General features: G+C 68.6%; 20 protein-coding genes. 9 read left to right on the forward strand and 11 right to left on the reverse strand.

The genetic code is table 11. From position 1 onward, the window contains the following. Positions 1-4 precede the first annotated feature (4 nt). The 6 genes from ACYVKL_RS12595 to crcB (ACYVKL_RS12620) all read right to left on the reverse strand — a co-directional run bounded on the left by ACYVKL_RS12595 (position 5) and on the right by crcB (ACYVKL_RS12620) (position 5,144). A complete protein-coding gene (locus ACYVKL_RS12595; RefSeq protein WP_213559962.1) occupies positions 5-745 on the reverse strand; it encodes a DsbA family protein in 741 nt (246 codons plus the stop codon). 105 nt (positions 746-850) lie between these two features. After that, entirely contained in the window at positions 851-2,077 is a 1,227-nt protein-coding gene (locus ACYVKL_RS12600; protein ID WP_379162466.1) for an MFS transporter, read from the reverse strand. A gap of 239 nt (positions 2,078-2,316) precedes the next feature. Further along, positions 2,317-3,957, reverse strand: coding sequence for a phosphoglucomutase (alpha-D-glucose-1,6-bisphosphate-dependent) (gene pgm / locus ACYVKL_RS12605; protein WP_379162469.1), 1,641 nt, complete (start codon positions 3,955-3,957; stop codon positions 2,317-2,319). 47 nt (positions 3,958-4,004) lie between these two features. Continuing rightward, positions 4,005-4,367 (reverse strand): fluoride efflux transporter CrcB, encoded by a 363-nt coding sequence (gene crcB, locus ACYVKL_RS12610; protein WP_379162472.1) that lies wholly within the window; start codon positions 4,365-4,367, stop codon positions 4,005-4,007. After that, on the reverse strand, positions 4,364-4,720 hold the full coding sequence (locus tag ACYVKL_RS12615; protein WP_379162475.1) for a DUF190 domain-containing protein: 357 nt from the start codon (positions 4,718-4,720) through the stop codon (positions 4,364-4,366). Before ACYVKL_RS12615 ends, crcB (ACYVKL_RS12610) begins: the two co-directional genes overlap by 4 nt. Then, positions 4,701-5,144 (reverse strand): fluoride efflux transporter CrcB, encoded by a 444-nt coding sequence (gene crcB, locus ACYVKL_RS12620; RefSeq protein ID WP_379162478.1) that lies wholly within the window; start codon positions 5,142-5,144, stop codon positions 4,701-4,703. The genes ACYVKL_RS12615 and crcB (ACYVKL_RS12620) overlap by 20 nt, the downstream gene beginning before the upstream one ends. A gap of 132 nt (positions 5,145-5,276) precedes the next feature. Between crcB (ACYVKL_RS12620) and ACYVKL_RS12625 the strand changes: the two genes are divergently transcribed. Further along, entirely contained in the window at positions 5,277-6,470 is a 1,194-nt protein-coding gene (locus tag ACYVKL_RS12625; RefSeq protein WP_379165700.1) for a lipase family protein, read from the forward strand. 90 nt (positions 6,471-6,560) lie between these two features. Here the strand turns inward: ACYVKL_RS12625 and ACYVKL_RS12630 are convergent, their stop codons facing one another. Further along, positions 6,561-8,069, reverse strand: coding sequence for an MFS transporter (locus tag ACYVKL_RS12630; RefSeq protein ID WP_379162481.1), 1,509 nt, complete (start codon positions 8,067-8,069; stop codon positions 6,561-6,563). 118 nt (positions 8,070-8,187) lie between these two features. Here ACYVKL_RS12630 and ACYVKL_RS12635 point away from each other — a divergent pair, with 118 nt between their 5' ends. The 7 genes from ACYVKL_RS12635 to ACYVKL_RS12665 all read left to right on the forward strand — a co-directional run bounded on the left by ACYVKL_RS12635 (position 8,188) and on the right by ACYVKL_RS12665 (position 14,752). Next, positions 8,188-8,862, forward strand: coding sequence for a TetR/AcrR family transcriptional regulator (locus tag ACYVKL_RS12635; protein ID WP_379162484.1), 675 nt, complete (start codon positions 8,188-8,190; stop codon positions 8,860-8,862). Between the two features lie 33 nt (positions 8,863-8,895). After that, the gene (locus tag ACYVKL_RS12640) at positions 8,896-10,194 is read left to right on the forward strand and encodes a D-arabinono-1,4-lactone oxidase (protein WP_379162487.1); all 1,299 of its coding nucleotides are present in this window, start codon (positions 8,896-8,898) and stop codon (positions 10,192-10,194) included. Positions 10,195-10,284: 90 nt separating this feature from the next. After that, positions 10,285-10,509: a hypothetical protein gene (locus ACYVKL_RS12645; protein WP_379162490.1), complete on the forward strand. Its 225-nt coding sequence runs from the start codon at positions 10,285-10,287 to the stop codon at positions 10,507-10,509. A gap of 12 nt (positions 10,510-10,521) precedes the next feature. Next, positions 10,522-10,887, forward strand: coding sequence for a hypothetical protein (locus ACYVKL_RS12650; protein ID WP_379162493.1), 366 nt, complete (start codon positions 10,522-10,524; stop codon positions 10,885-10,887). A 160-nt stretch (positions 10,888-11,047) separates the two neighbouring features. Next, positions 11,048-12,550, forward strand: coding sequence for a BCCT family transporter (locus tag ACYVKL_RS12655; protein WP_379162496.1), 1,503 nt, complete (start codon positions 11,048-11,050; stop codon positions 12,548-12,550). 159 nt (positions 12,551-12,709) lie between these two features. Further along, positions 12,710-13,102, forward strand: a complete 393-nt coding sequence (mscL, locus tag ACYVKL_RS12660; protein WP_379162499.1) for a large conductance mechanosensitive channel protein MscL — start codon at positions 12,710-12,712, stop codon at positions 13,100-13,102. A 99-nt stretch (positions 13,103-13,201) separates the two neighbouring features. Next, entirely contained in the window at positions 13,202-14,752 is a 1,551-nt protein-coding gene (locus ACYVKL_RS12665) for an MFS transporter (protein WP_379162502.1), read from the forward strand. Positions 14,753-14,776: 24 nt separating this feature from the next. On the opposite strand, the gene ACYVKL_RS12670 is transcribed toward ACYVKL_RS12665, so the two are convergent. From ACYVKL_RS12670 to ACYVKL_RS12685, 4 genes are all read right to left on the reverse strand, one after another. Beyond that, positions 14,777-15,385: a sigma-70 family RNA polymerase sigma factor gene (locus tag ACYVKL_RS12670; protein WP_379162504.1), complete on the reverse strand. Its 609-nt coding sequence runs from the start codon at positions 15,383-15,385 to the stop codon at positions 14,777-14,779. A gap of 221 nt (positions 15,386-15,606) precedes the next feature. After that, a complete protein-coding gene (locus ACYVKL_RS12675; protein ID WP_379162507.1) occupies positions 15,607-16,317 on the reverse strand; it encodes a GAF and ANTAR domain-containing protein in 711 nt (236 codons plus the stop codon). A gap of 114 nt (positions 16,318-16,431) precedes the next feature. Beyond that, the gene (locus ACYVKL_RS12680; protein WP_379162509.1) at positions 16,432-17,118 is read right to left on the reverse strand and encodes a GAF and ANTAR domain-containing protein; all 687 of its coding nucleotides are present in this window, start codon (positions 17,116-17,118) and stop codon (positions 16,432-16,434) included. A 137-nt stretch (positions 17,119-17,255) separates the two neighbouring features. Beyond that, the gene (locus tag ACYVKL_RS12685) at positions 17,256-18,575 is read right to left on the reverse strand and encodes a YhgE/Pip domain-containing protein (protein ID WP_379162512.1); all 1,320 of its coding nucleotides are present in this window, start codon (positions 18,573-18,575) and stop codon (positions 17,256-17,258) included. Positions 18,576-18,651: 76 nt separating this feature from the next. On the opposite strand from ACYVKL_RS12685, the gene ACYVKL_RS12690 reads away from it, so the two are divergent. Then, complete coding sequence (locus ACYVKL_RS12690; RefSeq protein ID WP_379162514.1) at positions 18,652-19,272, forward strand: TetR/AcrR family transcriptional regulator; 621 nt, start codon at positions 18,652-18,654, stop codon at positions 19,270-19,272. Positions 19,273-19,382 lie beyond the last annotated feature (110 nt).

A 19,382-nucleotide genomic window follows, 5' to 3' on the forward strand; every position in this document is an offset into this window, starting at 1 on the left:
CAGCCTATTTCGCGGCGTCCTGGACCCAGTTCTTGTTGTTGACGTCGACCTTCTTGCCGTCGATGAAGACCGAGGGGGTGGCGGCACGGTTGTTGAGGGCCTCGTTGAGCGCCTTCATGGACGCTTCGGCGTGGGCGCGGGCGGTGTCGGCACGGTCGCGGTGGGTGATGCACTTGGCGACGTCGTCGCCGGCGCCCGCTTCCTTGGCGATGGCGGCGAGTTCGTCGTTGCTGTGGTCGGAGCCGCCCTCGGAGGGCTGCTTCGTGGTGAACAGCATGGAGTGGAACTTGCCGTAGACGGGGCCGTCACCGCCCTGGGCGACGCACTCGTTGGCGGCGATGGCGCGGGTCGAGTAGTCCTTGCTGCCCGAGCGCGAGTCGAGGAAGTTCACCAGGCGGTATCGGACCGCGATCTTGCCGGTGTCCACCGCCTGGGCGATCTCCTGGCCGTAGATGGTCTCCAGCTGGCCGCAGGCCGGGCACAGCGGATCCTCGAACAGGTCAATCGTTTTCGAGACTCCCGGCTTTCCGAGCACGATCGCGCCGTCCGAGTCGAGCGCCACCGTCACCGCCGGATCGTGCGGCGGGCCGTACCCGTCGTTGCGCACCTCGTCCCCGCCCCCGCGATTCCAGAGAACGACCGCGGCCACGATGACCGCGACCACCACCACGGCCAAACCGGCCAGCGCATAGGTGGTCTTACTGGAGACCGGCTGCGGAGTGTGCTTCGACGTCGGTTTGCTCACCCGCACCACTCTGCCCGACGCCCCCACCCGGGCGACACCCACCCCGCCCGCCGAAATGAAGTCGATCCGCGGTGGGTGGCTACGACCCGAGTGACGACTGGTGAACTAGCGGTCGGCGGCGAGAGCGGGTTCCTTGCGACGCAGGGTTTCCGGGGCGACCAGCCAGACCGCGGAAGCCGAGGCCAGGAGGACTGCGGTGGCTCCCAGGGCGACGCCGTAGGAGACTCGGTCGGCGAGCATGCCGATGGCGTACGGGCCGAGGAAGGTGCCGAGGTCGGCGGACATCTGGTAGCCCGCCAGGACCGGGCCGCCGCGGGTGCCCGGGCCGATGATGTCGGCGACGGCGGCCTGCAGGGCGGGCGCGAACATGCCGGACCCGATGCCGGCTACGCAGGAGGCGACGAGTAGCCAGGGCAGGGTCGGCGAGAGGCCGATCCCCGCCGTCCCGACGGCACACACCAGTGTCCCCGCGATCAGGAAGGGCCTGCGGCCCAGGGTGTCCGACCAGCGGCCGGAGAGGAACAGGACCGAGGCGTTGCCGAGGGCGAAGGCGGTGAGAGCGACGCCCGCGAGGGCGGCGTCCTGCTTCAGGACCTCGACGACGATCAGCGGCACCAGCGCCATACGGACACCGAAAACGGCTGCGCCGTTGCCGAAATTGGCCCACAGGGCCGCGCGGTAGGCGGGGCGGGCCACGGCTTCGCGGAACGACATCGTGGGCGCGCCGTTGGATTTCTCGGGCAGGGCCAGCGGGGAATCACGCAGCGCCACATAGACGATCAGGGTGGCGATCAGCAGGGCCACGCAGTAGATGATGAACGGTGCGCGCAGGCCCAGGAACGACAAGGCGCCACCGACCAGCGGACCGGTGATGGAGCCGATCAGGAAGCTGGTCGAGTACACGCCCGACACCCGGCCGCGTTCGGCGGGCGGTGACATGCGGATGACCAGTCCCAGCGAGGACACCGTGAACATGGTCGACCCGATGCCGCCGAGCGACCGCAATACCAGCAGCTGCCAATAGCTTTGCGCCAGCGCACACGCGCCGGTGGACACCGCCACGATCAGCAGCCCGGTCAGATAGACCGGCCGCTCCCCCAGCTTCTGCAGCAGCCGCCCCGCCATCGGCGCGAAGATCAACCGCATCAGCGCGAACGCGCTCACGATGAACGAGGCCGCCGCCACCCCCACGTCGAAACTCCGCGCGAACTGCGGCAAAGCCGGTGCCACCAAGCCGAATCCGATGGCGATCGTGAACGCCGACCCCACCAGCACCCAGATCTCCACGGGCAGCCGATGCCGCGTATCCCCGACCTCCACGGACTCACTCACCGCAACACGCCCCGCACCGATAGTCGCGCGATCGCCGCACTACACCACGGAGCCCTGAGCACCGATAACTCCACCGCAAACACCGATCCACTCATCCGATCGAACTCCGCACTACTCACCGGCCCACGCTCCTCTATGCCCGGCGGCCGCTCGGATTGTCCGAACGCATAGTGGGGCCCACGACTCCGATACGCCCGGCCCACACCGATCCACTCGTCTGGCCCATCCGAATACGGCCGTCACTCACCGGAAAGCGCGTGTCCGACGATTTCCTCGGCCGCGGCCTGCACCTGTGCGAGATGCTCGGGCCCTTCGAACGATTCGGCGTAGATCTTGTACTTGTCCTCGGTTCCCGACGGCCGGGCGGCGAACCACGCGTTCTCGGTGGTGATCTTGACGCCGCCGAGCGCGGCCCCGTTGCCGCGGGCGCGGGTCTGGATGCCGGTGATGGGTTCGCCGGCGATTTCGGTCGCGGTGATCATGTCCGGCGTCAACGCCGCGAGACGGGTCTTCTGTTCCAGGGTGGCGGTGGCGTCGACGCGGGCGTAGGCGGGTGAGCCGTAGCGTTTTTCGAGTTCGGCGTAGCGGGTGGACGGGCTCTGCCCGGTGACGGCGGTGATCTCCGCGGCCAGCAGGGCGCACAGGATGCCGTCCTTGTCGGTGGTCCACACGGTGCCGTCCATGCGCAGGAACGAGGCGCCCGCGGATTCCTCGCCGCCGAAAGCGAGGCTGCCGCTGAACAATCCGGGCACGAACCATTTGAAGCCGACCGGCACCTCGTACACGTCGCGGCCCAGCACCCCGACCACGCGGTCGATCATGGAGGACGTCACCACCGTCTTGCCGATCTTGGTGAGCGCGTCCCATCCCATCCGGTTGGCGATCATGTATTCGATCGCGACCGCCAGGTAGTGGTTCGGATTCATCAGTCCCGCATCGGGGGTCACGATCCCGTGCCGGTCGGCGTCGGCGTCGTTGGCCGTGGCGACGTCGTAGTCGTCGCGGATGGCGACCAGCGAGGCCATGGCGTAGCGCGAGGACGGATCCATCCGGATCCGCCCGTCGGCGTCCAGCGTCATGAAGCGCCAGGTCGGGTCGACGAACGGGTTCACGACCTCGAGTTCGAGGTCGTAGCGCTGCCCGATCTCCTCCCAGTAGTCCACCGAGGCCCCGCCCATGGGGTCCGCGCCCAGCCGAATCCCGGCGCCGCGAATGGCATCCAGATTCAGCACGTTGGGTAGGTCCGAGATGTAGCGGTCCAGGTAGTCGTAGCGCTCGACATTGGTGGCCAGCGCGTGCGCGAGCGAGGTGCGCCGGACATCGGCGAGCCCGGTGCGCAGCAGTTCGTTGGCGCGGGCGGCGATGGCGTCGGTGGCGATGGTGTCGGCCGGTCCGCCGTGCGGCGGGTTGTATTTGAAGCCGCCGTCGCGCGGCGGATTGTGCGAGGGCGTCACCACGATGCCGTCGGCCTGGTGCCGGGTGCCGCCGCGGTTGTGCCGCAGCACGGCGTGGCTCAAAGCCGGTGTGGGCGTGTACCTGTCGCGGGCGTCGATGATGGCGGTGACGTCGTTGGCGGCCAGCACTTCCAGTGCGGTGGTCCAGGCCGGTTCGGACAGGGCGTGGGTGTCGCGGGCCAGGTAGACGGGCCCGGTGATGCCGCGCGAGGCCCGGTATTCGACGATCGCCTGGGTGATGGCCAGGATGTGCGCCTCGTTGAACGCGTTGTCCAGACTGGATCCGCGATGCCCGGAGGTGCCGAAGGAGACCAGCTGCGCGGGGTCGGCGGGGTCGGGTATCCGGCTGTAGTAGGCGGTCACCAGGTGCGCGATGTCCTCGAGGTCCGTGGCCCGCGCCGGTCGTCCGGCTCGATCGTGGGCCATGCTCGCACCTCCCTTCCGTATCGCCTGCGCCCGGCTGGTCATCAGGATCACGACCGCACCCACTGTCCGAGCTGGACACCGAGGTAGGCCGCCGCCAGGCTCGCGCCGACGCCGATCACGACGTTCGCCACCGCATAGCTGTAAGCGCCCTCCTCGGCCAATCGAACAGTCTCGTATCCGAACGTACTGAACGTGGTCAGCGCCCCGCAGAAGCCCGTTCCCACGGCCGCGAAGAGCCAATGGTTTGCTCCCGCACCGATCAACGCGCCCAGCAGGGCCGAACCGCCCATGTTCACCGCCAGTGTGCCCAGTGGGAGAACACTATCGAATCGATGGGCCAACGCGCGATCCACCAGATATCGGGCGGGCGCCCCGACGAGCGCGCCCAGGATCACCAGCAGCGGCGTCACGGCCGTGGCCTGTCGAAGACCTCGACGGGCGAGAGCGCCACGGTCAACGAATCCAGCAGGTCCGCATTGCTTTCCACAAATGAACGCAACCGGTGGGTGTCATCGATGATCATCACCATCACCGGCAGCCGCTCGGCCAGATCGAGCAGCCGCGTGGTGTGAATCTGCGACGACACCCCGTAACCCTCGACGCCACGCCACACACTCGCCCCGGCCAATCCGGCATCCCGGGCACGCCGCACGATCTCGTGATAGCGGGGGCGATGCCGATATGTGTCGTCCTCACCGAGCAGCACCGTCAGCCGCGACGCCGGCACCCACCGCCGGACCGCGTCACCGGATCCTGTCGTCATCGCCAGCCCCCAATCGTCGCGCCGTTCCCGATACCCATCGTGTCGTACCCACGCCCAGCACGACCGCAATCAGCCCGGTCACCACCGTCCCCCCGAGGTAGCCGAGACCGGAGCCGATTCGGCCCGATTCGAGCAGTGTACGAACTTCCACGGCGTAGGTGGACATGGTGGTGAATCCGCCGAGGACGCCGACCCCCAGAAACGGCCGCAGCAGCCGGTGCGCGGCCCAGATCTCGGTGATGCAGACCATGAGCACCCCGATCAGGAAGCAGCCGATCACGTTGACCGCCAAGGTGTGCCACGGGATGTCCCCGCGGTGCGGCACCCACAGGCTCACCCCGTAGCGCGTCAGCGCCCCGATCGCCCCGCCCAGGGCGATGGTGCCGAGCAGGGCGACGTCGACGCCCGCGGTGTTCGCCGCCATCACCCTCCCGTCCAATGTGCCGAATCATTGCTGTCTGGCGTGTTGCTGAGCCCGAACAGCAGCCCGGAACTGCGAGGATAGTGCTGCTTGCCCGGTGTTGTCCCATCGGCCTCGAGGAGAGCCAAGTTGGCGGTGCGCCAGTCGATCAGAAAGATGCTGGTTCAAAGCTTCGGAATCGCCACGGCCCTGGTGGCCGTCATGGCCGCCGCGCCCGCGGCCCATGCCGGGGCGATCTTCCCCATCCCGGACCCGGACGGGTTCTACTACGCCGCAGGGAATCTCGACGCCGCCCAGAACGGCGACGTGCTGAACTCCCGCCTGGTGCCCATCCACCCCTTCCCCGGGGCGACGGTGTGGCAGATCCTGTTCCGCTCCACAAACTCCACCGGCGCGCCCATCGCGGCCGTGACCACCCTGATCTCCCCCGGACCCGGGCCGCGGCCGCTGGTGTCCTATCAGCCGTTCGTGAATTCCCTGGGCCTGCAATGCGCGCCGTCGCACAGCCTGTTCGACGGGGGCATGAAGGAGGCGCCGGCGATCCCGTTGCTGGTGGCCAGGGGCTGGGCGATCGCGGTGCCCGATCATCTCGGGCCCGACAGCGCCTACGGCGCGGCCCGCATGGGCGGCCAGATCACCCTGGACGGGATTCGCGCGGTCCAGCGGTTCACCCCCGCCGGACTGGGCGTCGGACCGGTCGGCCTGGCCGGATACTCCGGCGGCTCGATGTCCACCGGATTCGCGGCCGCCATCGCCCCCGATTACGCGCCGGAGCTGCCGATCGTCGGCGTCGCCATGGGCGGCGTACCAGTCAATCCGGGCAAAATTGCCATCCAGGCCGGGAACACGCCGCAGCCGCTGTTCGGACTCGGCTTCGCGGTCGCCGCGGGCATGGAACGCGAGTACCCCCGCGAGATGCAGCTCGACAGCTCACTCACACCCTACGGCTTCTGGATGCGCGACCGGATCGCCAATTCCTGCGTGGAAGACATCATTGTGGTCGGCGCCAACCACAGCATCGGCGAGGTCTTCACCCCGGGTAGGGAGAACGATCCGGCGCTGATCCGCGCCCTGCAGGAGAACGCGCTCGAGACCGTGCCCGAGCTGATCCGCCAGCCGCTCTACCAATGGCACGGCGGCAACGACCAGGTGCCGCTGGATCTGGCCCAGTACACCGCGGGCCGCTACTGCGCCGCCGGGACGCCGGTCCAGTTCGACGTCATCCCGGGCGCGGACCACGGCACCGCCGCGTTCCCCGGCACGGTCAACGCCGTGAACTATCTCTCCGACCGGTTCGCGGGCCTGGCCCCGCCCTCCAACTGCCGCTGATCGCCGTCGGAAGGAAAACGAAGCGGCCCCGCTCACCTCGGTGAGCGGGGCCGCTTCGCTGCGGAGCGCGTTGTCCAGGGGGCTCGAATCTCAGTGCGCGAGAACGGGTTCGCCCTCGGCGGGGACCGGTACCTTGTTCGGCATGATCAGACCGGTGACCACCGCGCCGACCACGAAGATCGCGGCGGCCCACCAGAAGGTGGTGGTGTAGCTCTGCACCGCCGCCTCGGCCAGCACCCGCGGCGAGGGCGGGACGTGGCCGGACACATAGTCGTTGAACGAGGTCGCGGCCAGCGTGCTCAGCAGCGCGGTGCCGATCGAGCCGCCCACCTGCTGGCTGGTGTTCACCATGGCCGAGGCGACACCGGCGTCGGCGTGCTCGACGCCCGCGGTCGCGCCGCTGAACGCGGTCGACATCGCCATACCCAGACCCAGGCCCATCAGCAGCAGGCTGGGCAGGATGTGGCTGGCGTAGGCGGTGTCCACGCCGATGCGGGTCAGCAGCGCCATTCCCAGTGTGGCGAGCAGGAATCCGGTCACCACGGTCACCTTCGGGCCCACCCGGGGGATGAGCAGCGCGGGCACGGTGGTCGAGGCGGCGACCATGCCGGCGACCATCGGCAGGAAGGCCACGCCGGTGCGGATCGGCGAGTACCCCAGCTGCTGCTGCATGTAGTAGGTGAGGAACAGGAACATGGCGAACATGCCGATGCCGATGGTGAACACGGCGACGTAGGACGCGCCGCGGGTGCGGTCGAGCACCACGCGCAGCGGCAGCAGCGGGTGCGCGACCCGCTGTTCCAGCCACACGAACACACCCAGCAGGGCCGCGCCGCCGAGCAGGAAGGCCAGGGTCACGCCGTTGGTCCAGCCGTCGGATTCGGCGTGCGAGAAGCCGTAGACGATGCCGAACAGCGCGGCCGTGACGGTCAGGGTGCCGGGCAGGTCCAGCTTGGGGCGGGTGGTGGCGGTGTGCTTGGCCAGCAGCAGGATCGCGCCGACCAGCGCGATGGCCGCGAAGACCAGGTTCACGTACATCACCCAGCGCCACGAGGCCCATTCGGTGAGCGCGCCGCCCAGCAGCAGGCCGAGCGCGCCGCCCGCGCCGGCGATGGCGCCGAAGATGCCGAAAGCCTTTGCGCGCTCGGCGGGTTCGGTGAAGGTGACGGTCAGCAGCGACAGCGCGGCGGGCGCGAGCAGCGCGGCGAACACGCCCTGCGCGACGCGGGAGCCGACCAGCACCTCGAAGTTGCCGGCGGCGCCGCCGACCGCGGAGGCGACCGCGAAGCCGATCAGGCCGGTGATGAAGGTGGTGCGGCGGCCGAACAGATCGGAGAGCCGTCCGCCGAGCAGCAGCAGCGAGCCGAAGGCCAGCGCGTAGCCGGTGATGACCCACTGGCGGTCGCCGTTGGAGAAGCCGAGATCGGCCTGCGCGTGCGGGAGCGCGATGTTCACGACGGTCGCGTCGAGCACGACCATCAGCTGGGCGACGCCGAGTACGGCGAGCACCCACCAGCGCAGGGCGTGCGAGCCGCGCCGCCCTGCCTTGTCCTCGGTCGCAGCCGGGGCTGTGACCTCTTTCTCGAGCGCTGTAGTCATGGTTGGTGTCCTCGTCCCCTAGACTTAGTGGAGTAGCCATCTCCGCTTACCGAATCAAGCTACCAGCTAAACGGAGATAGCTCCTCCGGATAATCCCGATTGCTGATAGGATTAGCCTGTGAATCACGTCACCACCGCGCCCCCACCTCGGCGTCTGCGCGCGGACGCCGCCCGCAATCAGCAGCGCATCATCGCGGCCGCCCGCGAGCTGTTCGCCGATCGCGGGCTGGACGTCACCCTCGACGACGTGGCCGAGCGGGCGGGCGTCGGCGTCGGCACGGTCTACCGCCGCTTCGCCAACAAGCAGGAGCTCATCTCCGAGGTCTTCGAGCAGATGGTCACCGAACTGGCCGAGGCCGTGAACGTGGCGCTGCACCACCCGGATCCCTGGGAGGGCCTGGTCGACCTGTTCGAGTACTCCTGCCGGCACATCGCAGCCAACCGCGGTTTCAGCGAGGTGATCCTCGAACTGCACGACAGCATGGACCGATTCGTGTGCATGAAGGATCAGATCCGGCCCGGCATGCAGGCGGTCATCTCGCGCGCCAAGGACGCCGGCGTGCTGCAGCCCGATATCGAGCCGGCCGATTTCTTCGCCATGGTGAACATGGTCGACGGCATCGCGGGCTTCGCGCGGCCGGTCAATCCCGAAGTGTGGGAGCGCTACATGGCGGTGATCCTCAATGGCGTGCGCGGCGACAGCGTGCCTCGCCTGCCGCTCACTCAGCCCCCGCTGTCCGAGGACGAGGTGGAGCGAGCGAAGGCGGCTGCCTTCAACCCGCGCAAACGGTAGCGCGCATCACACGCGCGGTTTAAAGTTGGTCGCATGACCAACTCTTGGGTGAACTGGGCCGGGGATCAGAGCTGTACCCCGGCGTCCATCGCCGAACCGAGCTCGCCCGAGGACGTCGCGGCAGTACTCGCTCAGGCCGAAGCGAACGGCCACACCGTCCGGGTCGCCGGATCCGGCCATTCCTTCACCGAGACCGTGCTCACCGACGGCACGCTGCTGCGGTTGAACAAGCTCGACAAGATCCTGCACGTGGACCGCGCCACCGGCCTGGTCCGCGCCGAAGCCGGCATCACGCTCAACGCCGCCAGCAATGCGCTGCACCCGCTGGGCCTGGCCTTCCCGAACCTGGGCGACATCGACGTGCAGTCGGTGGCCGGCGCCACCGCGACCGGTACCCACGGGACCGGATCCAAGCTGCAGAACCTTTCCGCCGCACTGCATTCCGTCGAGCTCATGCTCGCCGACGGCAGCCGGGTCGAGCTCAACGAGCAGACCGATCCCGACGGCTGGCGCGCGGCGCGCGTGAATGTCGGCGCGCTCGGCGTGGTCACCGCCGTGACGCTGCAGATGGTGCCCTCGTTCGTGCTCGAGGGCGTCGAGCGCCCGGTGCCGGTCGAGGAGGTGCTGGCCGATCTCGACACCTACGTCGAAGGCAACGAGCACTTCGAGTTCTACATGTTCGCCCACAGCCCGCTCGCGATGACCAAGCGCAACAACCGCGTCGAGCTACCCGAGCAACCGCGCGGCAAAGCCATGGACTGGTTCTCCGACATCCTCATGACCAACTACACCTTCGACGCGCTGTGCCGCCTGACCCGCAGCCGCCCGAACCTGATCCCGATGGTGCAGCGCGCCGCGGCCTACGCCGGCAGCTACCGCCGGCAGGTCGAACGCTCCTACAAGGTGTTCGCCAGCCCCCGGCTGTTCCGCTTCACCGAGATGGAATACGCCATCCCGCGCGAGCATTCGGTCGACGCGATCCGCGAGATCAAGGAGGTGGCCAAGCATTTCGACACCCCGATGCCGATCGAGGTGCGCTGGGTCGCTCCCGACGACGCCTTCCTCTCCCCCGCCGGCGGCCGCGAGACCTGCTACATCGCGGTGCACCAGTACGAGGGCATGAACTACGAGCCGTATTTCCGGGCCTGCGAGCGCGTCTTCGACCGGTACAACGGCCGGCCGCACTGGGGCAAGCGGCATTTCCAGACCGCGGAGACCCTGCGCGAGCGGTACCCGGAGTGGGACAAGTTCGCCGAGGTCCGCCGCCGTTTCGACCCCAAGGGCCGGTTCACCAACGCCTACATCGAACGCGTGCTCGGACCGGTGAGCTGAGTATCCACGCGAGCTGAACAAACCGACTAGTATCGGTTGCTGAAAGATCGCTGCTCGTCCGGGCGTGACCACCCCACGTAGGAGGTTCCGATGACTTCTTTCAGCGACAACGAGAATGCCGGCGACAAGATCGAGGACGCCGCCCAGGACCTGGGCGGCAAGGCCGAATCCGGCGCCGACGACGCCAGGGAATGGGCCGAGAAGGCCGGTGACGAGGTCAAGGAATGGGCCGAGAAAGCCGGTGACGAAGTCAAGGAGTGGGCCGGCGGCTTGACCGACAAGGTCAAGGGGATGTTCGACCGCGGATCGAAGTAGGGATCCGCGACGATGCCGACCGATGACAAATCCGGCGAGAACGCCGACCGCCTGGCCGACGACCTGCGCACCACCGCCGACGACCTGTCCACCGATCTCGGCGTCACCGCCGCCGACCTGCGCGAGCGGGCCGAGTCGGCGGCCGGGCAACTGGCCGAACGGGCCAGCGGTGCCGCCGCCGAACTCGCCGACCGAGCCCAGAACGCGGCCGCCGACCTGGCCGACATGGCGAAGTCCTTCGCCGACAAGATCACTCCCGAGGACTTCCAGAACACCCTCGAACAAGTGCGGGCCAACCTCGACCACGCCGCACAGGACGTGCTGGCCGCGGTCAACGAGATCGTCACCGCTCTGAAGAACAGGGCCGGCGGAAAGTAGTTCAGCCAACCCCGGTTCCGGGCCACACGGCCCGGAACCGGGGTTGTTCGCATGGGTTCGGCGGCGGGTCCGCCGAGTGACTACACCACAGGGGACATCTCACGTGAGCGCACCGAGCGACACCTCGAATGAATCGGTTCCGGTCCATCCTCGAGTAGCGGTGGCGCCCAGGGTGTTCTGGCCCTCGGCCATCGTGGTGACGGCCTTCACGGTCTACGCCATCGTCTTCCGCGACACCGCGGCCCGGCAGGCGAAAACCCTGCAGGACAATGTGATCGGCGGGTTCGGCTGGTACTACATCGTGATCGTCAGCCTGTTCGTGGTGTTCGCGATCTGGCTGGGCCTGGGCCGGTTCGGCGACATCCCCCTGGGCGAGGACGGCGAGAAGGCCGAATACTCGATCGGCGCTTGGCTTTCCATGCTGTTCGCGGCGGGCATGGGGATCGGCCTGGTGTTCTGGGGCGTGGCCGAACCGCTCTTCCACTACGACGACCCCCGCCCCGGCGTCGGGTCCACCCCCGCGCAGCGCGCGGATTCGGCCATGGTGCAGACGTTCCTGCACTGGGGCATCCACCCGTGGGCCATCTATGTGGTGGTCGGGCTGGCCATCGCGTACTCGATCCACCGCAAGGGCCGGCCGGTGTCGATCCGGTGGTCGCTGGAATCGATTGCGGGCGAAAAGGTCCGGGGCTGGCGCGGTGACGTCATCGACGTGGTGGCGGTCATCGGCACGGTGTTCGGTGTGGCCACCTCGCTGGGCCTGGGCGTGCTGCAGATCTCGGCGGGCCTCAATCATCAAGGCTGGCTGCACGAACCGGGCAAGGGACTGCAGGTGACGCTGGTGGTGGCGGTCACCGCGCTGGCCACGGTGTCGGTGGTGACCGGTGTGGACAAGGGCATCAAGCTGCTGTCCCAGCTGAACATGGGCGTGGCGGGCGCGCTGATGCTGTTCGTGCTGATCGTCGGGCCGACGTTGTTCATCGTCGACGATCTGGTGCAGAACCTGGGCCAGTATGTGCAGTCGCTGCCGCGGATCAGCATGTACACCGGCGCGACCGAGGGTCCCACCGGAACGGCGTGGACGCAGCAGTGGACGGTCTTCTATTGGGGCTGGTGGATTTCCTGGGCTCCCTTCGTGGGTGTGTTCATCGCGCGCATCTCGCGCGGCCGTACCGTGCGCGAGTTCGTGGCCGGGGTGCTGCTGGTGCCGACGCTGCTGACCTTCGTGTGGTTCGCGGTCTTCGGCGGCGCGGGCCTGCACCGCGAGATGTTCGGCGGCGGCGGGCTGGTCGGCCCGGACGGGCCGGATCGCGACAGCGCGCTGTTCGAGTTGCTGAACACGCTGCCGGGCGGATCGCTCACGGCGGGTCTGGCGATCCTGGTGATCGTGCTGTTCTTCGTCACCTCGGCCGATTCGGGCGCGCTGGTGGTGAACATGCTGTCCTCGGGCGGCAATCCGGAGCCGCCGACCTGGAGTCGCGCCTTCTGGACCTGCGCGCAGGGCGCGGTGGCGGCGGCGCTGCTGGTGGCCAGCGGCACCGGGACGGCCGCGTTGACGACCTTGCAGACCGTGGCGATCCTGATCGCGCTGCCGTTCAGCGTGGTGTTGCTGGCCATGTGCGTGGCGCTGGTGAAGACCTTCCGGGCCGATCGCGGGAGCTGACTCCGGCCCGTCGGTTTGCCGCATGTGTGCTGCACCCTTCGGGCGAACCGGAGTGACGCGCGTCAAGGGGGGTGTGCCATGTGCACACAGCGGGCGGACCAGCCTCTAAACTCCCATCCGGAACATAACGAAAACGTCTCGGATTGGAACTGCGCGCACATGCTCAAAGGCTTCAAAGACTTCCTGATGAGGGGCAACGTCATCGATCTCGCGGTGGCCGTGGTCATGGGCACCGCGTTCACGGCCATCGTCACCTCGGTGACCAAGGGCGTGATCGAGCCGCTGCTCGCCACCCTCGGCGGCAACAAGGAGTTCGGCCTGGGCTTCCAGCTGCTCGCCGACAAACCGTCCACCTTCGTCGCCCTCGGGCCGATCATCAGCGCGGGCATCAACTTCGTCTGCGTCGCGGCGGTGCTGTACTTCGTGCTCATCCTCCCGATGAACACCCTCAAGAGCCGCTTCACCAAGGCCGAGGAGGAGAAGACGGCCACCGAGCTGGAGCTGCTCACCGAGATCCGCGACCTGCTGGCGAAGCAGAACGCGAGCCGGTAGTCCCCACCTTCCGAGCCGGTTTTCGACGCCGCCCTCGACTAGGCTTAGCCAGGTTGTTGCCAACATCCTGACGAAGGTCTAGCCGAGGAGGCGGAAACCGTGGGCCCCACCCCACCCCGGGAACAGTCCGACGATCTGACGGACCAGGTGGCGCCCGCGCCGGCGAGCCGATGGGCCATGCTCGCCGTGCTCTGCGCGAGCCTGTTGCTGGTGGCGATGGACGCGACGATCCTCAATGTCGCGCTGCCCTCGCTCATCGATCACATGTCGCCCACTCCGATGGAACAGCTCTGGATCGTCGACCTGTACGGGCTGGTGCTGGGCGGTCTGCTGATCACCTGCGGCGCGATCAGCGACCGGTACGGGCGCAAACGGCTGTTCCTGCTCGGCTTCCTGCTGTTCGGGCTGGCCTCGGTGGTCGCGGCGACCGCGCACTCCCCCGCCCAGCTCATCGCGGGCCGGGCCCTGCTCGGCGTCGGCGGCGCCATGGTGATGCCGTCCACGCTGTCGCTGATCCGCAATATCTTCACCGACGACAAGGAACGCACCCTCGCCATCGGCATCTGGGCATCGGTCGCCGGTGGCGGCGCAGCCATCGGACCGCTGATCGGCGGTCATCTGGTCGAGTCGTTCGGCTGGTCGGCGGCCTTCTGGCTCAATGTGCCCGTCGTGATTCTCACTGTGGCCGCCGGACTGTGGCTGCTGCCGGAGTACCGGGCCCCGGGGCACGGCAGCCTGGACTGGGCGAGCGCGGCGCTGTCGGTGCTGGGCGTGGTGGCGCTGGCGTGGGGCATCAAGCATGTGGCCAAAGGCAATCCGGCCTCGATCGATTTGATCATCATGGTGGCGTCGGTGCTGCTGCTGGGGCTGTTCGCCTACCGGCAGTTGAAGTCGCCGGATCCGCTGCTCGACGTTCGACTGTTCCGCAATCGGGCCTTCACCGCGGCGGCGCTGGCCACCCTGCTGGCCATGCTCGCCATCGGCGCGGCCCTGTTCCTGATCTCGTTGTGGCTCCAGTACATTCACGGCTACACGCCGTCGGAGGCCGGTACGCGCACCCTGCCCGCGGCGCTGGCCACCCTGTTCGGTTCACTGTCCACCCCCTGGCTGATCCAGCGGGTGGGCGTCCGCGCGCTGATGGGTTTCGGATTGGGCGCGCTGGCAGCGGGTTTCGCCGTGCTGGCGGCCGTTCCCGACACCACCTACCCGATCGTCGCGCTGGTGCTGGTGTGCCTGGGCATCGGTGACGGCATCGCGATCACCACGGCCGCCGCGGTGCTGGTCTCGGCGGTGCCGGCCGAACGCGCCGGGCAGGCGGGCGCGGTCGAGGAGACCAACTACGAACTGGGCATCGGCCTGGGCGTGGCGCTGCTGGGCAGCATCCACGGCCGACTGTTCACCGGGCACATGACCGGATTGCCGCTACACGGCGACGATCTGGCCGAAGCGCAGGGCTCGGTGGGCGGCGCGGCCCACGTCGCCGAACGGATCGGCGGACCCGCCGGCGACGAGGTGCTGCACGTCGCCCAGCATGCCTACGATGCCGCGCTCACCACCACCTCCTGGATCTCCACCGCGCTGGTGGGCACGGTCGCGGTGCTCACCGTGATCCTGGTTCCGCGCGGCTTCCAGGCGACCGCCGCGCACTGAACCACCCGGTGCGTCGGCATTCGGTTACGCCAGTGCGACTTTCAATTGCGCGAGGCCCGAGCGGATGCGGGCCTTCACCGCCGGCAGCCCGATCCCCAGCTGTGCCGCGACCTGCGGGTAGGTGAGGCCGCCGTAGAAGGCGAGCACCACCGATTCGCGCTGGATGGGGGTGAGTGTGGACAACCCGAGGCGGATGGCGCGCTCCTCCTGGCGGCGCAGGATCTCCTCGGCCACGACGTCGGTGGCGGGGCGGTAATCACAGACGCCCCAACGGTGTTCGTGCCCGGCGGCGCTGCATTCGCGCCGCACCCGATCCACCGCCTGATGATGGGCCAGGGTGGTGAGCCAGGTCAGGGCGTTGCCGCGGGCGGGGTCGAAGGAGGCGGCGCTGCGCCAGACCTGGAGGTAGACCTCGTGGCAGGTCTCCTCGGCATAGCCGGTGTCGCACACGATGTTCAGGACACGGGAGTAGACGAGGCCGCGGGTGCGGCGGTAGAGCTCCGCGTAGGCGACGCGGTCGTGCTCGCCGATCCGGCGGACGAGACTGTCGAATTCGCTGCCGCGCCGGGTACGGCGGGCAGCGACGGTCGTGGTGTAAGCAGCGGAACGGTGCAGTGCACGTGAGGAATTCACGAAGGCCCCCAGGTCGACGGAAAGCGAGGCAGATCGACAGAAATCGGGTGGAGAGATATGTCGAAACGAGCCGTCGAGGACTGGGACGGTCGCCAACCGTGCACGGAAACCGGCCGGGGGCAGGGGCTTTCGGTTCCGCCAGCTATCCAGGCTACGCCACCTGGACGACAGTCCGGTGGCGAGTGCTCGAATTCGCGGGCCGGGTTTCGGTGACCCGCTGCTCAGATCCGCAGGCCCAGGGCGACGATGCCGTGCGCGACGGCGTGCACCGTGACCCGGTTGCGGCGGGCGTGCGAGCGAATGAGTTCGAAGGCGGCGTCGGGGGTGGTGTGGTGGACGTGGGCGATCACGCCCTTGGCCTGTTCCACCACGATGCGGGTGGTGAGCGCGTGCTGGAGCTGTTCGGTGACCCGCTGGTGGCGGTGCACCAGGTTGGCGGTGGCGATGTGTCCGGTGGCCATGCCCGCGAGCAGGGTGGCCACCGAGAGATCCTGGCCGGTCCAGCGGCGCGGGGTGCGTGAATACAGGCTCAGCACACCGGCTTCGGTGGCGTCCAGGCGCATGGGGACCGCGGCGACGGAGGAGATCCGGTGCCGCCCGGCCAGCGTCGTGTACTCGGGCCAGAGGTCGCCGTAGCTGCCGATCTCGGTGACGGTCACCGGCGCGCCGCAGGCGTGCGCGACCACGCCGGGGCCGCGGTCGTGGTCGCGCTGACAGACTTCGAGTTCCAGCAGGTCTTCGGGTATCCCGGTGAAGAGTTCAGACCGGTCGCCTCGCAATTGCGCGGAGAGCGCCACCGTGACCCCACCCGGTTCCAGCACATCGATGGCACTGCGCATCAATTCGTCCAGAATCTCGGGCAGTTCGCTCGCCGCCGGCAGCAGCCGCGCGAACCGGGCCAGCACCGCCACCATCAACTCACTGTCGGACACCGCCATCACCCCGCATCGACGGACGCCGCGCGCCCGCCACGAAAGTATTCCTGTGCCGCTCTTGCCGTTCAGCTCATGGTATTTGCCGGGCGGGCCGGCGCGGAACAGTTGCGCTCATTCCACCTCGATCCGAATGCTGCGCTCCACCACCCGCCGTGCCACCTCGACCAGCGAAAGCCCATGGGTGAAGGCGTATCCGCGCAGGCGGGCGTAGGCGTCGGGAATCCCGATGCCCAGTTGCGCGCTGGTCATGCCGGCGGCCTGGTGAATCCAGCGGCTGGACAACGGCTGTGCCCACTGGCGCGCGTCGTCGCCGGTGGCCAGCACCAGGCTGGCGGTGACCAGATCCGCGATGTGCAGCGACGCCGACAGCAGTCGCGGGCCGGGCCGCCCCACCGATTCGCGGTACAGGTCGACCGCGCCGAGCCGAATCGCGCCCAGCCGCAAGGGCACCGCGAACAGCGAGCCCGACACCGGCGCACCCGAGAGGGCCTCGGCGAAACCGGGCCACGGCTCGCAGTCCGCGCTCAGATCGGTGATCACCACCGGCACGCCGTCGGCCACCGCCGTGACCGCGGGCCCCTCCCCCGCGGTGGCCTGCGCGTGCTCCACCCGTTCGGCGAATTCGTCGCTGACGCACCAGGGTTGCATGCCCGCGTCGCGTTCCTCGAGCACGATGGCGGCGCGACGGACCGGCAGCACCCGCACGCACGCGGTGCACACCGCACCCAGCCCGCCGCCGGCATCGCGCACGGCGCGCAGGAACTGTCCCGTCAGCTGATCGAACTGCGACGAAGCCATCACCATCGAACCGCCCCACAATCATCGCCCGGCGATGAGTTATTCGGTGCCCGGAGCCAGTATCACCGTCACAGCTCGGCAACGAACAGGGCCGAAAGTCACTGTGGGCCATGCGCTCCGGGCGCCGTCGGCGGGACCTACCCGGCCAGGGCGTCGGCGGCGGGCCGGTGCGGGACACCGAGCCGGTACAGGCCCCGCAGGTCGTAGACATGGGTGGCGACCGCGCCCAGCAGCAGCCCGAAGGCCAGCCCGAACAACGTCATCCAGATGCCCGTGCCGAGTCCGGCCTCGAGATGCCCGTCGAAGAACAGGATGGACCGCACCGACAGGTAGATCTGGTGCATCGGCTCGAAGCTCGACAGGGACGCGATCCAGCGCGGAATCGCCTCCACCGGAATCGAGCCCGACGACGACGGCAGACCCAGCACCACGAACACGATCATGTTGATCAGCAGGCCCGCGGTGCCGAAGGCGGCCAGCACCGACAGCCCGGTCACCGACACCGCGATGATGGCCAGGGTGCCGTAGAGGAACAGCGGCAGCGGATTGTCGATCGGCATGCCGAAGATCCGGGCGATGCCCATGAACATGCCCGAGAGGAAGGGCGCGGTGATGGCGGCGATGGCCCACTTCACCAGCAAGGTGCGCCAGCGGCTGATCGAGGCGGGCTCGGGGGCGCGGAACCAGGGGCCGTATTCGGCGGGGACGTAACCGAGCACGTTGTCGATCATGGAGTGGATGATCATCGCGCCGCTGAAGCCCGCGAACAGCAGCACCAGGGTGTAGAAGAAGGCGGACAGGCCCTGGCCGGTGCCCGCCGGGAGCGGCCGGTAGGGATTGGTCACCACGTCGATGGGCTCGGCGAGCTGGAGCCGTGCGGCACCGGACAATTCGGTCGCGGGTGCGCCCGCCTGCGGCGCCAGCTTGGCCTTCACCTGGTCGGTGAGCTGCGCGCCGACCGTCGAATTGACCTGCGCCATGGCGCGATCGGCGATGCGCTGCATGATCGAGGAGGCGTACGTGCCCGCTCGCGGATTGGTCTGCACGGTGATGGCCGGCCGCTCCACGTCGCCGGGCACCACCGAGGCCGCCGCGAGAATCGAGAGCCGCTTGGTGAAATCGCCCGGAATGATGATGGCGCCGTAGATCTGGCCGGTGCCCAGCTGCTGGCGGGCCTCGCTGATGCCGACGGTGCGCAGGTCGATCTTGTCGGCGGGGATCTTCTCGGTCAGCGCGGCGGCGATCTGATCGCCGACATTGACCGTGCGGCCGTCCATCACGTCGCCCACGTCCTGATTGACCAGGGCGACCGGGAAGTCGTGCAGGTTCTTCTCCGGGTCGGAGGTGTAGCCGAGGTACATGGTGCCGATCAGCGCCGCGAGCAGGCCGAGCACCACCATCGGGCCGATCCATCCGCGCAGTGGAACCGCGGGCCGGGCCGGGATCTCATTCGCCATGCGGACGAATGTAGGCAGCGTCAACAAAGTAGTCAATGCCAACATCCCCGAGTGTGTCCGATATCCTGCTCTCACCATGAGCATCGCCAAGCGCAAGGCCCGCGAAGTGGTCGAGCGGGCGCGTTCCTACCACCACGGTGACCTGCGCGCCGAACTGCTCCGCCGCGCCGAGGAGACCCTGCGCGCCGCGGGCGCCGACCGCCTGTCGCTGCGGCAGCTGGCCCGCGACACCGGTGTCAGCCATGCCGCGCCCTCGCGGCACTTCCGGGACAAGCAGGCGCTGCTGGACGCGCTGACCGTCGCCGGATTCGAGCGGCTCGGCGCCGGATTCGAGAAGGCCGCGGCCGCGGGCACCTTCCTGGAACGCATGCGGGCCATGGCGCACAGCTATCTGCGCTTCGCCATCGACAATCCGGAACTGCTGGCGCTCATGTTCGCCCGGAAGAACAGCCCCACCCCGGCCATCGGCGAGGCCGCGGCGCGGGCGTTCACCGTGCCGATCGAGATGGTGACCGACGCGCAGGCGCGCGGGGAGGTGGTGTCCGGCGAGCCGCGGCGCATCTGCCTGTCGGCGGTCGCGGCCCTGCAGGGCCTGGCCTCGATCATGGGGTCGGGCCTGGTCGCCGCCGCCGAGGCGGACAGCCTCTTCGACGAGATGGTCACCCACATGCTCGACGGTTTGCGTCCGCGACGCTGAGAGATTTGCGTCCATGACGCTGACAGCTGTTCACAAAATGCGTCACCCCCGTCGCCGCCCCCGGAATCGGTGGCTCCCGCACCCGTAACCTTTCAGGTGTGACGATCGAG

This window comes from Nocardia tengchongensis (assembly GCF_054781395.1).